This is a genomic window from Vibrio crassostreae (assembly GCF_041439375.1).
GTDB classification, from domain to species: domain Bacteria; phylum Pseudomonadota; class Gammaproteobacteria; order Enterobacterales; family Vibrionaceae; genus Vibrio; species Vibrio crassostreae_D.
Genome location: NZ_JBGONY010000087.1, coordinates 1 through 14,382, shown reverse-complemented (window position 1 = coordinate 14,382; position 14,382 = coordinate 1). Strand labels below are relative to the sequence as shown.

General features: G+C 46.0%; 12 protein-coding genes and 1 tRNA gene. 3 read left to right on the top strand and 10 right to left on the bottom strand.

The annotated features are described in order from the left end of the window. Positions 1-69: 69 nt before the first annotated feature. The 5 genes from ACED45_RS22560 to frdA all read right to left on the bottom strand — a co-directional run bounded on the left by ACED45_RS22560 (position 70) and on the right by frdA (position 4,814). Positions 70-1,071: a histidine ammonia-lyase gene (locus ACED45_RS22560; protein ID WP_371715059.1), complete on the bottom strand. Its 1,002-nt coding sequence runs from the start codon at positions 1,069-1,071 to the stop codon at positions 70-72. 371 nt (positions 1,072-1,442) lie between these two features. Continuing rightward, positions 1,443-1,829 carry a fumarate reductase subunit FrdD gene (frdD, locus tag ACED45_RS22555; RefSeq protein ID WP_371715058.1) on the bottom strand — a complete coding sequence of 129 codons (387 nt, stop codon included), beginning with the start codon at positions 1,827-1,829 and terminating at the stop codon, positions 1,443-1,445. 12 nt (positions 1,830-1,841) lie between these two features. Next, positions 1,842-2,225 carry a fumarate reductase subunit FrdC gene (frdC, locus tag ACED45_RS22550; RefSeq protein ID WP_108020275.1) on the bottom strand — a complete coding sequence of 128 codons (384 nt, stop codon included), beginning with the start codon at positions 2,223-2,225 and terminating at the stop codon, positions 1,842-1,844. Position 2,226: 1 nt separating this feature from the next. Further along, on the bottom strand, positions 2,227-2,991 hold the full coding sequence (locus tag ACED45_RS22545; protein WP_009847917.1) for a succinate dehydrogenase/fumarate reductase iron-sulfur subunit: 765 nt from the start codon (positions 2,989-2,991) through the stop codon (positions 2,227-2,229). After that, on the bottom strand, positions 2,991-4,814 hold the full coding sequence (frdA, locus tag ACED45_RS22540; protein ID WP_371715057.1) for a fumarate reductase (quinol) flavoprotein subunit: 1,824 nt from the start codon (positions 4,812-4,814) through the stop codon (positions 2,991-2,993). The genes ACED45_RS22545 and frdA overlap by 1 nt, the downstream gene beginning before the upstream one ends. A gap of 450 nt (positions 4,815-5,264) precedes the next feature. Between frdA and epmA the strand changes: the two genes are divergently transcribed. After that, positions 5,265-6,236, top strand: coding sequence for an elongation factor P--(R)-beta-lysine ligase (epmA, locus tag ACED45_RS22535; protein ID WP_371715056.1), 972 nt, complete (start codon positions 5,265-5,267; stop codon positions 6,234-6,236). 53 nt (positions 6,237-6,289) lie between these two features. Here the strand turns inward: epmA and ACED45_RS22530 are convergent, their stop codons facing one another. From ACED45_RS22530 to rsgA, 5 genes are all read right to left on the bottom strand, one after another. Further along, positions 6,290-7,177 (bottom strand): DMT family transporter, encoded by an 888-nt coding sequence (locus tag ACED45_RS22530; RefSeq protein ID WP_371715055.1) that lies wholly within the window; start codon positions 7,175-7,177, stop codon positions 6,290-6,292. 161 nt (positions 7,178-7,338) lie between these two features. Further along, a complete protein-coding gene (locus tag ACED45_RS22525; protein WP_107899581.1) occupies positions 7,339-9,219 on the bottom strand; it encodes a methyl-accepting chemotaxis protein in 1,881 nt (626 codons plus the stop codon). Between the two features lie 284 nt (positions 9,220-9,503). Continuing rightward, on the bottom strand, positions 9,504-10,919 hold the full coding sequence (locus ACED45_RS22520) for an SLC13 family permease (protein ID WP_371715054.1): 1,416 nt from the start codon (positions 10,917-10,919) through the stop codon (positions 9,504-9,506). A 314-nt stretch (positions 10,920-11,233) separates the two neighbouring features. Beyond that, on the bottom strand, positions 11,234-12,145 hold the full coding sequence (gene asd / locus ACED45_RS22515; protein ID WP_108020280.1) for an archaetidylserine decarboxylase: 912 nt from the start codon (positions 12,143-12,145) through the stop codon (positions 11,234-11,236). A 125-nt stretch (positions 12,146-12,270) separates the two neighbouring features. Next, positions 12,271-13,326, bottom strand: coding sequence for a small ribosomal subunit biogenesis GTPase RsgA (gene rsgA / locus ACED45_RS22510; RefSeq protein ID WP_048663217.1), 1,056 nt, complete (start codon positions 13,324-13,326; stop codon positions 12,271-12,273). 150 nt (positions 13,327-13,476) lie between these two features. On the opposite strand from rsgA, the gene orn reads away from it, so the two are divergent. Continuing rightward, a complete protein-coding gene (gene orn / locus ACED45_RS22505; RefSeq protein ID WP_010434065.1) occupies positions 13,477-14,022 on the top strand; it encodes an oligoribonuclease in 546 nt (181 codons plus the stop codon). Between the two features lie 180 nt (positions 14,023-14,202). Next, positions 14,203-14,278, top strand: a tRNA-Gly gene (locus tag ACED45_RS22500). Positions 14,279-14,382: the final 104 nt, after the last annotated feature.

The following is a 14,382-nucleotide window of genomic DNA, read 5'->3' as shown; positions in this document are numbered from 1 at the left end:
GATCTTATTATTCGTGCTAGGTGATTAGAATGCGGGGTTTATGACGCGCTTACGATATAGCTTACTAAGCTACTTGTTAGCAAAGAAATATTTATTTAAGTAGTCATTCAAAGGCATAAATGCAGGGTTTGCCCAAGAGATAAATACAGAGGCAGGATCGCTGTCTAAATCACCAGAAGCAACTTCTCCAGCTACTTTGAACTTAGTCCCTGCTGAACCAATAAGTTCTCCACCACCTTCACTCAGCTTTGGCGAAATTCTGTACTCATACATCAGGCCTAGTAATGAGCCAGGATTTAAATTTGCATTGGTATCTTCATGTATAGGGTCAACTGTGCCATTAGAAATGTCATTACCGTCGTCATCGGTAGTGCTTCCATCATCGGTACATGGATTAGGTGTTCCAAGAGCACGGTGAGTACTTAGTTGACCATTACCGTAATTACACTCGTTAAAACGGAGTGATTCCATACCTGCCGTTGATGCTAGGCCATCCTGAAGGAGTAGCACGACTTTGAAGGCGTCGTAAGAGTCACTTAGCTCAGAACCCAATACATTGTTTTGGTTATCATCGACGTAGTAATCAAAAAGCTGCATCAGTTTTTGGTATGTCGTTGCTTTTTTAGTTTCATCTTTTCCTTCAATTGCGGTGTATACCAATTCCACACCATCAACGATTTGTTTCGCTTGGCTTAGCGTGATAATAAATTGGTCTGCTGCAGTAGAGCCGTCAGGTTCATTAGCCATGATCCCAATAATTAGAGTCTTTTTGTTCAACTGCTTTTGAACATCTTCACTCGCCCAGATAGTAAAGTTTTTTGCTTGGGTCACTACACGTTGGTGCTGCTCATCAGTAATCGATGAGTCTGCTTTTAGTACATAGATACCTTTTTCAAATGCACAATTAGGGACATCTGCAGCTGTTGAGCAATTTTCAACAGATGAATAAACCGTGACTAAAGAGCTTGGTGTAGCGGGTGTCGGCGAGGTGGAAGTAGAAGATTTACTTCCAGATGAGCTATTACAACCGGCAAGTGTTAGTGCCAGTAATGTTAAAAAAATAGATTTCATAATATTCACTAAGTGGATTGTGTTCGTGGTCAATGATTTGTTTTTTTATCGGTCGCAACAGTATCATTTAGTGAAATGAAGGAATGTAAGTCGGCGTAAGCCTATGTAAGGGTAGATGCGAGTAAACGGGATTCGAGATACGAAGAGCTGGAAAGGGCAGGTGCGCGTAAACGAGATGCGAAAAACAAAAAAAGCAGAGCTGGATAATCTAGCTCTGCTTTTAGTCTTTTCGCTCTTAAGCTTTTCGAATCTCGATTACTCGAATCCCGCATCTGCTCTTAAGCTTTTCGAATCTCGATTACTCGAATCCCGCATCTGCTCTTAAGCTCTTCGATACTCGATTACTCGAATCCCGAATCTGCTCTTAACTGTTAGATCATAAAGATGAAAATAACAGACAATGCGCTGATTAGGCCTGCAACGAAGTAGCAGCCCACTTTACCTGCAACGCCGACGTGGAACTTAAGGTCGTGCATGCCGTGGTGAAGACGGTGCATTGCGTGCCACATTGGCAGTGCTAGCGTACCGATGATGAACAGTGCACCGATAATGCTGGTGGTAAATTCAGACACACGTTCGTAGCTCATTGCGTCCGCATCGATGATGCCCATTGGCACTAAGATACCCAACACTAGAATCGTGATCGGTGTGATCATCGCGAACCAAGTACCGCCAGCGCCAAATAGGCCCCACCAGATTGGCTCATCAGAGCGTTGTGGATTGTGGTTAACAGGTTTTACTTTGTAATTTGTGTTCATAACGAAAGCTCCTTACACCACAACAAGAACGATTAAAGAAATAAAAGCCACCGCTGCCCACTGGGTCAGTACGATGATTCTTTTATCAACCAATTTGCCTTTAAGGCGTATTGGCATTACTTGAGGCATCATGCTGAAGAAGGTCTGAGCGTGCAGTAAGCTGCCTAGCAGTGCTACGATGTTGATACCAACAACGATAGGGTTAGCCATAAAGCTCAACCAAGCTTCCCACGCTTCAGGGCCTTTCACTAGCGAACCCAAACCGAAGGTTAGGAACAGAGTGAATAGAATCAAAGGCAGTACAGTCGCTTCACGTAGCATGTAGAAGCGGTAGAACGGATGGTTGCTCCACCACGTTCTTTTCATCTCACGAACATAAGGCTTACGATTGCTCATATTATGCCTCCTCTGCTGTTTTTACTTGCGATCCATCAGGCTTGAACATCGAGATAACGAAGTCCATTGAAGACTCAACTTTGCCTTGGTTTACTGCCGCTGCTGGGTCTACTTTCTTCGGACATACGTCAGAACAGTAACCAACAAACGTACAGCCCCAAGCGCCGTTGTCGCCATTGATAAGCTTCATACGTTCAGCTTTACCATTGTCACGGCTATCTAGGTTGTAGCGGTGAGCAAGAGCAAGTGCCGCAGGGCCAATGAACTCAGGGTTTAGACCAAACTGAGGACACGCTGCGTAACACAAACCACAGTTGATGCAGCCCGCGAACTGTTTGTACTTCGCCATTTGCTCTGGAGTTTGGATGTTAGTACCGTCTTCTGGCTTGCGGTCGTTACCAATGATGTATGGTTTGATTGCTTCAAGGCGCTCGATGAACGGTGTCATGTCGACAATCAAATCTTTTTCGATTGGGAAGTTAGCTAAAGGCTCAATCTTGAAGCCATTCGGGTAGTCACGTAAGAAGCTTTTACATGCCAGTTTTGGCACGCCATCAACCATGATGCCGCAAGAACCACAAATCGCCATACGACAAGACCAACGGTAAGACAGGTCTTTATCTAGGTTATCTTTGATGTAACCGATCGCATCAAGTACTGACATGGTTTCATCAAATGGCACTTCAAAGGTTTGAAAGTGAGGTTCTGCATCGTGCTCAGGGTCATAACGCAGGATTTCAATTTTTTGGATTCGATTCGCTGACATTATGCTTGCTCCTCTTCGCTCTTCTTCGCATTCTCTTCTGCTGCTTTTTCAGCGGCAGCGGCTTTCTCGGCTGCTTCACCGTATAGACGAGCTTTAGGTTGAGATTTAGTAATCTTAACGCCGCTGTAGTCGATGGTTGGTGCTGCATCTTCGTTGTAGAAAGATAGAGAGTGTTTCAGGAAGTTCACGTCATCACGTTCTGTGCAGTTGTCGTCTAGACGTTGGTGTGCACCGCGAGACTCTTTACGAAGGATCGCTGAGTGAACCATCGCTTCTGCAACTTCAAGGCCGTAACCCACTTCGATAGCGTAAAGTAGGTCAGTGTTGAACACTTTGCCTTTGTCTTTAATGCTGATCTTCTTGTAGCGCGCTTTCAGTTCAGTGATTTTGTCGATGGTCTTTTGCATCAAGTCTTCTTGACGGTAGATACCACAACCCGCTTCCATGGTGTGACCCATTTCAGTACGGATATCAGCCCAGTTCTCATCGCCTTCTTGGTTTAGTAGACCGGCGATGCGATCTTCAACCGCTTTCACTTGCTTAGCGATAGACTCTTCATTCCAGCCTTTGAATTCAGCTGCACGTTTCACGGCTTCTTCACCGGCTACGCGACCAAATACTACAAACTCAGCCAGAGAGTTAGAACCTAGGCGGTTTGCACCGTGTAGGCCAACTGAAGCACATTCACCAACGGCGAATAGGCCTTTAATGCGAGTTTCACAGGTACCGTTAGTTTCAATGCCACCCATGGTGTAGTGAACAGTCGGACGAATTGGAATTGGCTCTTTTGCTGGGTCTACGTTTACGTACGCTTTTGCCAGCTCACAGATGAACGGAAGACGCTCTTGCAGATACTCTTCACCCAGGTGGCGAAGGTCAAGGTGTACGACATCACCAAGAGGGTGCTTGATGGTGTTGCCTTTCTGCTGTTCGTGCCAGAATGCTTGAGAAACTTTGTCACGAGGACCCAGTTCCATGTATTTGTTTTTCGGCTCGCCCACTGGAGTTTCAGGGCCCATGCCGTAATCTTGTAGGTAACGGTAGCCGTTCTTGTTGACGATGATACCGCCTTCACCACGACAACCTTCGGTCATCAAGATGCCAGTGCCCGGTAGGCCGGTTGGGTGGTATTGAACGAACTCCATGTCACGCAGTGGTACACCGTGGCGATAAGCCATTGCCATACCGTCGCCCGTTACGATGCCGCCGTTGGTATTACAGTGGTAAACACGACCTGCGCCACCGGTTGCTAGAACAACAGATTTTGCTTTGATGGTAACAAGCTCACCTTCAGACATGTGAATCGCGATTAGGCCTTGTACTTCGCCATTTTCAACGAGCAAATCCACCACAAAGTACTCATCAAATCGTTTGATTGTGTCGTACTTCATCGAAGTCTGGAACAGAGTATGAAGCATGTGGAAGCCGGTTTTATCCGCTGCGAACCACGTTCTCTCTACCTTCATACCGCCGAATCGGCGTACGTTTACTTCACCGTTTTCTTTACGACTCCATGGGCAGCCCCATTGTTCCATTTGGATCATTTCGCGAGTCGAGTTTTCAACAAAGTATTCAACAACATCCTGTTCACATAGCCAGTCGCCACCGCCAACAGTATCGTTGAAGTGGTTATCTAGACTATCTTCGTCTTTAATTACCGCTGCTGAACCGCCTTCTGCAGCTACCGTGTGCGAACGCATTGGGTAAACTTTAGAAATCAGTGCTACTTCCAATTCAGGATTAGCTTCAGCTGCTGCAATTGCTGTACGAAGACCAGCGCCGCCTGCGCCGATGACTGCGATATCTGTGGTAATTGTCTTCACAGTTATTCTCCAGTGTGATGCGGAGTATTCCGCTTGTAATTATAAAAAGCATTTAGAGAGTACTTAAACGGCATCAACCGTTTATCACCCCTAAGCCTTAAGTGGTAGGTTCAGTGTAAGAGAGGAAGGTATTCGAAAAGTTGATGCATTTGGGTTTTTAGGTCGGTAGTGCATATGGAGGCATAGAATTTATAGGTTATGTGACTGCAATCACGGCAATGAATTGTTGATAACGATTAGCCCACAGGGCTTGTGTTAACGGCTTGTTGAGTATGATTTTTGTTATCAATGTGGATGTGAAAGCTGTATTGATAATTGTATTGTAGAACGTAATTTTCTGGCTTCATTAAGGCAACATTTTGCTTTCATCTATAGAAAGATAGAAGCTTACAAAAGAGGCGAAAGGTGGTAATTTCCGTCGCCTAGAATTCAGTAATATGGAACTTAATAATGCACTCAACATGGCAACCAGCCGCAACCATTAAGCAGTTAAAGCAACGTGCTGATATCCTTAATCAAATCCGTCAGTTCTTTGCAGAGCGAAACGTGATGGAAGTGGATACGCCTGCGATGAGCCACGCCACGGTGACGGACGTGCATTTACATACTTTCAAAACTGAATTCGTAGGGCCGGGTTATGCGCACGGTCAGCCCCTGTTCTTTATGACTAGCCCTGAGTTTCATATGAAACGTCTATTAGCGGCGGGCAGTGGCTGTATTTACCAAATTTGTAAGTCTTTCCGGAATGAAGAAAATGGCCGTTACCACAACCCTGAGTTCACCATGTTGGAGTGGTATCGCGTCGGTTTTGATCACCATGACTTAATGGATGAAATGGATTTGCTGCTACAGCAGGTACTTAAATCGAGTTCAGCAGAGCGAATGACTTACCAACAAGCCTTTATCGACGTGTTAGGTGTGTGTCCGCTTGAAGATTCGATGGATACGCTAAAACAAGCCGCAGCAAAACTTGGGCTCAGCGACATAGCTGACCCTGAAGAAGATCGTGACACCTTGCTGCAGTTGCTGTTTAGCATCGGGGTTGAAGCAAAGATTGGCCAACAAGTGCCAGCCTTTGTTTATGACTTCCCAGCCTCACAAGCGGCATTAGCTAAGATTAACCCCGAGGATTCGCGAGTGGCGGATCGCTTTGAGGTGTATTTCAAAGGCATCGAATTAGCTAACGGTTTCCATGAGTTGGATAAACCACAAGAGCAACTCAAGCGTTTTGAAGACGACAATGCCAAACGTATTGAGATGGGCTTATCACCTCAACCGATTGACCATCACTTGATTGAGGCATTAAAAGCGGGTTTACCAGATTGTGCGGGTGTTGCTTTAGGTATCGATAGGCTGATTATGCTGGCTTTGGGTTACGACCACATCGATGATGTGACCGCTTTCCCGTTCCCACGTTCTTAGCTTTTTGCTTTTGTTTTTAGCGGATAATTAATCGTCATTAACTATCCGCTTCACTAGCTGACTAGAATACCAGTGCCCACTACGGCAACAATGGCTCCGATCCAAGCGTAGGCATTTGGTCTCTGCTTGGTGTAAAGCCAGAGTATTGGTAACAACATGATGGGTGTGGTTGAAGATAACAGTGCGACCATACCGACATTTCCTTCCTGCAGCGCATACAAGATTAACGTCATTCCCACCGCCATCGCTAGAAAACCGTTAACTGCGGTAATCGCGAATATTTGCTTATTCATTGGGTTGATTGCGCGTGAAAGTTTAGCACCCGTTAAACGAAATGCGGAGTGGGCGACAAAGGCGGTGATCATTCGAATCGCAGAGGCAGCTACCGGGTCGATGCTAGTTTGCATCACGGGCTTTGCGATGATCCCCCCCAATGCTTGGCAGATAGCCGCCCTGATTCCGAGAGCGACACCAATCCACACGGTGCCCTTGATGGTTTCAAGTTGGTTATTAGCTTGGCCTCGACGACCAAAGAATATCGCGGTTAATACGCCACTGAAAACCAAGGCCGAGCCAATAAGCTCGCCCGAGGTCATGCTTTCGCTAAACAGGAAGTAACCGAGAATCGCCGAGAACACGGCGTGACAAGAGAACAGCAAACCCGCTTGGCGCGGTCCCATTCGGTTCAGACAGGCAAATAGGGCGGTATCACCAATGAATATACCAATCAGGCCAGACAGCATCATTGGCGTGACTAGATTGGCTTCGACAGTTGACCAACCTCCGGTAAACCAAGCCATACTCGATAAGATGATTGCGGTACAACCCATTCGCCAGCGGCTGTAGGCGAAAGAACCTAAGTGCTGAGCAGGCTTTACTGACATTAGGCTCGCAATGGCCCAAAGAAAAGCGGCAGCTAGAGCCAACCATTCGAATCCCATCTGAATAACATCCTTGTGTCTGGGATAAATTAGCTCATCAATATGCATTAAACCGAACTGAGAACAAAGTGATTCTTATGAAAAGGGTCACTTTGTTTCAGCTATTGGTTTACGTCAGCTGCCTCTCGGTGGTGTGGTTTACTTACTTTGCGTGAGGTGAGTTATACCTTAAAGCGCTCCACATCTCGGCGCATCGACTCGGCAGCGCTACTCATTTCATTGGAGCTATTACGGCTGCTTTCAGCTTGTTGTGCTAGGTCGTCAGAGGCATCTTTGATCCCTTGCGTATTACGGCTGATGTCTTCGCTTACCGCGCGTTGCTCTTCTGCAGCACTAGCTATTTGCAATGCCATGTCGTTGATTTCAGTGATGGCTTGCGTGATTTTAGAGAGGCTGCCATGAGCTTGCTCTGCGAAGCCAACGCTATTCTCTGCCAGTTGGGTGCTGGTGGTCATGCTTTCAACGGCATGTTCGGTATTCTTTTGCAATGTATCAATCATCACGCGGATTTCTTCCGTTGAGCCATGCGTTCTTTGGCTTAACACTCGAACCTCGTCTGCGACAACGGCAAAGCCACGACCTTGTTCACCTGCACGCGCGGCTTCAATTGCAGCATTCAGTGCCAATAGGTTGGTTTGCTCGGCAATGCCTTGAATAGTTGACAGGATTTGGTTGATGCTTTGCGCGTTGTTTTCCAGTTCTCGGATGACATTGGCCGCGTCTTCCACTTGGGTCGCAAGACTAGTGATGGCATCGCGGTTCTGTTGAATTACTTCTTGGCCGTCATTACAAGCGGTTGCAGAGGCTTGAGAAGCCGATGCCGTTAACTCGGCATGGCTCGCCACTTCGGCTGCGGTGGCCGACATCTCATGTATCGCGGTCGCAATCTGGTTGATATCGTTTTGCTGATTCTCAACTCGAATGGAGGATTGGGTCGCCAGTTGGTTGGCCTTTTCGGCATGATTGTTAAGATCGTGACTGTGCTCTATGACGCCCTTCAACATGCTTTGCATCTGGCTTAAGAATTGGTTTACAAGCTCGGCCAGTTTGCCTATCTCATCCATACGCGTGATATCAATACGTTGAGTGAGGTCACCTCTACCTTGAGCGAGTTGAGTCAGCGCTTCTGATAAGGTTTGTAATGGAGAAAGCAGGCGGTTGATCACCATTGTGCTCGCAATCGAAATGACGATGTACAAAACCAAAGAGGTTAGGGAGATGAATTGAATCGCATCAGAGACCGCAGAGAACGCCATTTTCTTATCGATAACAATACCCAGAGACCAATCGGTATTAGGGACATTGGCAATGTAGACCAGTTTATCCCCTTGGCCTGGCCAAGTTAGCGTGGTGATCGTTTGGTCTTGGATCAATTGCGACACTTTGTTTGCAGTGAGTCCTGGGTTCAAACTGGTCAGTGGTTTCTGACTTAGCTCTTCATCCGTGTAGGCAACGATGTTGTTGTTACCATCCACTAAAAACGCAAAGCCATCGTTATCCAGTTTTACATTGAGAACCGTATCAATAATGCTGGTGACGGTTAAGTCTGCTGCGAGGACACCTTGTCTTTCACCGTTGAATGCTTTCGCAAAGCTGATGACAATGCTGCCATCGAAGTCTTGATAAGGCTCGGTAATGATGAGGTTTGATGTTGCGTTGGCATCTTTATACCAAGGGCGGGTGCGTGGGTCATAGCCTGCTGGCCAATCTTCACCTTTATCGCCATATGCGATAGTGCCATCGCTGAATCCCGCATAAACAGACAAAAACTGCCCGGCTTGTTTGGTGATCAATAACTCGCGGTCAGAATTACTATTGCTTGAAATAGTCGGCTCGTTAGCAAGCATCATATCGCTGCGAGTTGAGAGCCAATCGGCAATATAATTGGTAGTACCGACACTGACATTTTTCATTTCTTGGTTGATCGCGACTTCAGTCTCTTGAGTCAGCTGATTAACCGATATCCAAGCTTGAGCGCCACTCACGACGGCAATAATGACCGCAATTGCGATCTGAATTTTAAATTTAATAGTATGTCTCAAGGTCCATTCCTCTCTGATTAGACAATAACCTAACTACAACGACGTACTTGATGGTGAATTGACGTGTCTTTGATGCGTGTATATTGCCGCTGTCTTGATGTTGTTAAATGTGTTTAAAATCAAAAATTTAAAATAAATCATCGTTATTTTTAATAATCCGTGAAGTAGAATCACAATTATCTATCGATCAAAATCGAATAAACCCACCAGGTAGCGAAATCACGATTGCTATCTGGAGGGTTGTAGTGAGAATTTAACGTGCTAGATGATAATAAGCTAACGTGCTAGGTGATGATAAACAGCGCGAGGTAAACCATCAGCAAGCCGACAATACCCAAGATGATACCCATCTTAGCCATGTCTTTGCTTTCGATAAGTCCGGTTGAGTAAGCCAGTGAGTTTGGTGGTGTCGATACTGGAAGAATCATGCCGAGTGATGCTGAGAAGGCAACTACAACCAGCAAGCCTTGCAGGCCACCAATCGAAACTAGGCTTTCCATTGAAGCACCAATCGCAGCGGCTATCGGCATCAGTAAGTTGGCGGTAGCGGTGTTTGACATGAAGTTCGCCATCAACCAACACACGATAGATAGTGTGAGAACTACGGCTGCTGGAGAGAGCGACTCATAGTCAATCGCGTGTGCTAGCGCCGCAGCTAAGCCTGTTTTATCAAGCCCGATACCAATCGCAATACCACCTGCAACCAGCCACAACACGTCCCAGTTAATCAGCTTGAGCTCTTCTTTGCCCATGATGCCTGTAAGAGTGAAGACAGCCAGTGGAATGATAGAGACTACATAAGTGTTCATGCCATGCAGTTTGGTGGTCATCCACAATAAGATCGTCGCAGCGAAGGTGATGTAAACGACAATCGCTCGCCAGCTCTTTCTGAATTGTCCATCGAGTTTGAGCACCATGTTTTTCTGCTTGGAAGGAAAGATTTTCTGAAGAAGGAACCAAGCAATGGTGAGTTGGATGATCACAAAGGGCAAGCCCATCATCATCCAGCTGAGGAAGTCGATGGTGTTTTCACCCGTTAGGTATTGTAATGCGATGGCATTGGGAGGCGTGCCGATTGGTGTCGCGATACCACCGGTGTTGGCAGCAATGGGAATACACAACACGAGCGCTTTGATCCCCATGTCGCCTCTTGGTGCCGACGCCACGATAGGACCGAGTAGCGCCAGCATCATTACCGTAGTTGCGGTATTTGACATGAACATCGAGAACACGGCGGTGATCAGCATTAAACCCAGCATGATGAAGCGCGGCTCTGTGCCAAATGGCTTGAGTAGCACTCGAGCTAAGTTGTTATCGAGTTCGTACTTGGATGCGGATATCGCAAGAGCAAAACCACCCATGAATAGGATGATGATCGGTGACGAAAATGCACCGAATATGTCGGTATATTTGATTAACTCACCTAGATCGTGTCCTGCGGGTGGATTTCTAAACAGGTGTAAGCCTTTATCAGAAATCATTACCAGCTCAAGTGCAATGATCAAAATGGAAGTGGCGAATACCGGAACAGGTTCAAGTACCCACAGTAGAGCTGCCAACAAGAATATCGCCAACAAGCGGTGTTGAATTAGCGTGAGATCATCGATTGGTATTGAATCTATCGGCATGAATAACACGCCTAAGGGAATCGCAAAACAAATCAACAGCTTGACCAGAACGCCAACATTGGGTTTAGGCATGTACAAAGACCCTATGAATAAAATATCTTCAAATAGAGTAAGTTATCTGGATTTTTGGTACTTGGAGACGGGTTGTAAAATCGAAAAGTTGTTTAAGGTTTCGACAGTTGTTTTGTTTTTGGTCAATCTTTTATCTGGGCAATTAGAGGCAAGAGTGAGAAGCAACAGGTGGCTGGGCAGGGGTTGAGGATTGAAAGCTTGGATTGTTAGAGCTTGAGTAGCAAGTGAATTGGTAGAGTTAAGAAAAAGGCGCGTTTTTCTCTAAATATAGAAAGATAACGCGCCTTTAAAACTAAATGAGTTAACTCAAACCGTTAAGCTTGGTCGGTGTTCTCTGCTGAATCCACAGCTTCAGTCTCAACTTCTTTACCAGCAATGTGCGCGAAAGGGGTACCAAGAACGGTTTTCTCACCATTTTGCATCGTGTCGTCAAACTTGATCGCATCTTTAGCGAACAGGTTGATAACGGTTGAACCAAGCTTAAAGCGGCCCATCTCTTCGCCTTTCTTCAAGATGATGGCGTTATTGCCTTGTGCTGGGTAATCCCATTTGTAAACCGAGTTACCGCGAGGTGGGGTGATGGTGCCAGCCCATACTTGCTCGATGCTGCCTACGATCGTTGCGCCAACCAACACCTGTGCCATTGGGCCAAATTCCGTATCGAAGATACAAACGACACGCTCATTACGTGCGAATAAGTTTGGAACGTTCTCTGCCGTTAACGGGTTAACTGAGAAAAGATCACCGGGAACATAGATCATCTGGCGTAGTGTGCCGTCGCATGGCATATGCACACGGTGGTAATCACTTGGAGATAGGTAAAGCGTTGCAAATTCGCCGTCTTTAAACTCATCCGCTAGCGCTGCATCACCACCCAATAGCTCGCGAGCTGAGTAGTCATGGCCTTTAGCTTGAATCAGTTGACCGTCAGTAATTGGGCCAAATTGGCTTACACGCGCATCGGCAGGGTGAACAATAACAGACTCGCCTTCAGCGATAGGGCGCATACCTTCTTTCAATTCACGCACGAAGAATTCATTGAATGTTTTAAAGTGTTTTGGATCGCTATGCAGAGCTTCATCCATGTTCACTTTGTATTGCTTGATGAACCAGTTGATGATCGCTGTCGTTAAGCCGCCCGCTTTAGCAGACGCAAGTTTGCCGACTAGACGAGTCAGTCCATGTTGTGGAATCCAGTACTGCAATCCAACTTTAATCTTATCCATTGTATTAATTTTCCAATGCTAATTGTGTTTCAATTAAATCTGTCGATGACGGTTTAGGGCGCGAGATGTTACTTAAATTCGCGCCAATTGTCAGTAAATGCACACATTTGTTCACAAAAACGCGATTAGAGATCGGCTTTTTTGTTGCGTGAATACTGACGGTTATCTTTGTTACTCGCCATGCTTTCAATGATACGGTGGTAGTTGTCGAAACGTAATCGACTGATCTTGCCGTTTTCTACCGCTTCGCGCAGGATGCAGCCTGGGTCATCGTTGTGTTTACAGTCGCGGAATTTACAACCGCCAAGGTAAGGCTTGAACTCGATGAAGGCTTCAGTGATTTCATCGGCTTCTAAGTGCCATAGGCCGAATTCACGAACTCCTGGTGAATCAATAAGATCACCGCCAGAAGGGAAGTGGTACAAACGAGCTGCCGTGGTGGTATGTTGGCCAAGACCTGAGTTCTCAGACACTTCGCCCTCTTCAATGTCGAGCGTTGGCATTAATGCATTCACTAGGCTTGATTTACCCACACCTGATTGACCAACAAAGATGTTGATACGGTCTTTGAGTTCAGCTTCCAGCTCTTTGATGCCGTAGCCAGACTCTTTACTCACGAACATCACTTTGTAGCCGATCTTCTCGTACTCTTTAAGTGTTTCACGGTATTCAGCAATCTGCTCATCAGTCAGCAGGTCGACCTTATTCAGCACAACAAGCGGCGCGATGTTCACTGTTTCTGAAGCGATCAAATAGCGGTCGATAATATTAAGTGATAGCTCTGGTAGCACAGCCGATACGATAACCATTTGGTCAACGTTCGCAGCAACCGGCTTTAGGCCATCGTAGTAATCAGGGCGAGTCAGCATTGAAGTTCTCGGTTCAACCGCTTCCACAACGCCAGAAATGCCGGCCATGGATTCTAAGCCTGCGCGCCAAGTCACTCGGTCACCAGAAACTAAAGTCTCGATACTACGGCGTAAGTTACAACGATGAACTTCGTTAGTTTCAAGATCTTCGATATCGGCATGTTGGCCAAAGCGCGTAATCACGAGTCCGCTTTTGGTTCCACCAAGCATGTTCTCATCCCACTGGATAGAATCTTCTTTCTTGAGTCGCTTGTTCTGGTTGCTACGTACTCGACGTACTTGACCTTTGGTTAACTTCTTTTTTTTAGCCACAATTTTTCACTTAACACATCTAACTTGATGATTGGGGACTCAAACTGGATGTTGCTGGTACCACATGATTTCGATGGTCCTAAAGCTAGTTTGAGTATAGTTATTTGGGTATAGTACCTCTTTTACACATAAACAAATAGGCGACGCCTTATGTCCTTTAGCGATCAGAACCTTATTTGGGTTGATCTAGAGATGACAGGACTTGATCCTGAAACTCATAAAATCATTGAAATTGCTACTATCGTTACTGATAGTGAGCTTAACATCCTGGCTGAAGGACCTGTTTTGGCTATTCACCAACCTCAGAGTGAATTGGACAAGATGGACGAGTGGTGCACAACGACTCACACTGGCAGCGGTCTCGTGAAGCGAATTCAAGAAAGCACCGTTTCAGAGCAAGATGCCATCCAACAAACGATTGAGTTTCTTGAAAAGTGGGTACCAAAAGGTAAGTCACCGATTTGTGGTAACAGCATTGGTCAAGACCGCCGTTTCCTATACAAGCACATGCCTGAGTTGGAAGAGTACTTCCACTACCGTTATGTTGACGTTAGCACTCTGAAAGAGCTGACTCGTCGTTGGAAACCTGAAGTGTTAGATGGTTTTTCTAAGTCGGGAAGTCACCTTGCGTTAGACGATATTCGAGAGTCGATCGCCGAGCTGCAGTACTACCGAAAAACGATTATTAACATCTAGTCGGATAAAATGATCACGTTTATCTAACTTTTCAGGGACATAAGAGCTAATTTTTTTGCAAATCTGTGTGCTTTTACAGCAGTTGAGTAAAAAGTTTCGTAATTTTGCATTAAGGACTTGCATCACAAAAAAATGCTCTTATAATTCGCAGCCCTGAACGGCGAAAGACGTTTTCAGATTGCGATACTAGCTCAGTTGGTAGAGCGCAACCTTGCCAAGGTTGAGGTCATCGGTTCGAACCCGATGTATCGCTCCAATTTGTAGGTTATGGCGAAAGCGGTAATCGAAGGGTGAAAGACCTTTTATAATGCGATACTAGCTCAGTTGGTAGAGCGCAACCTTGCCAAGGTTGAGGTCATC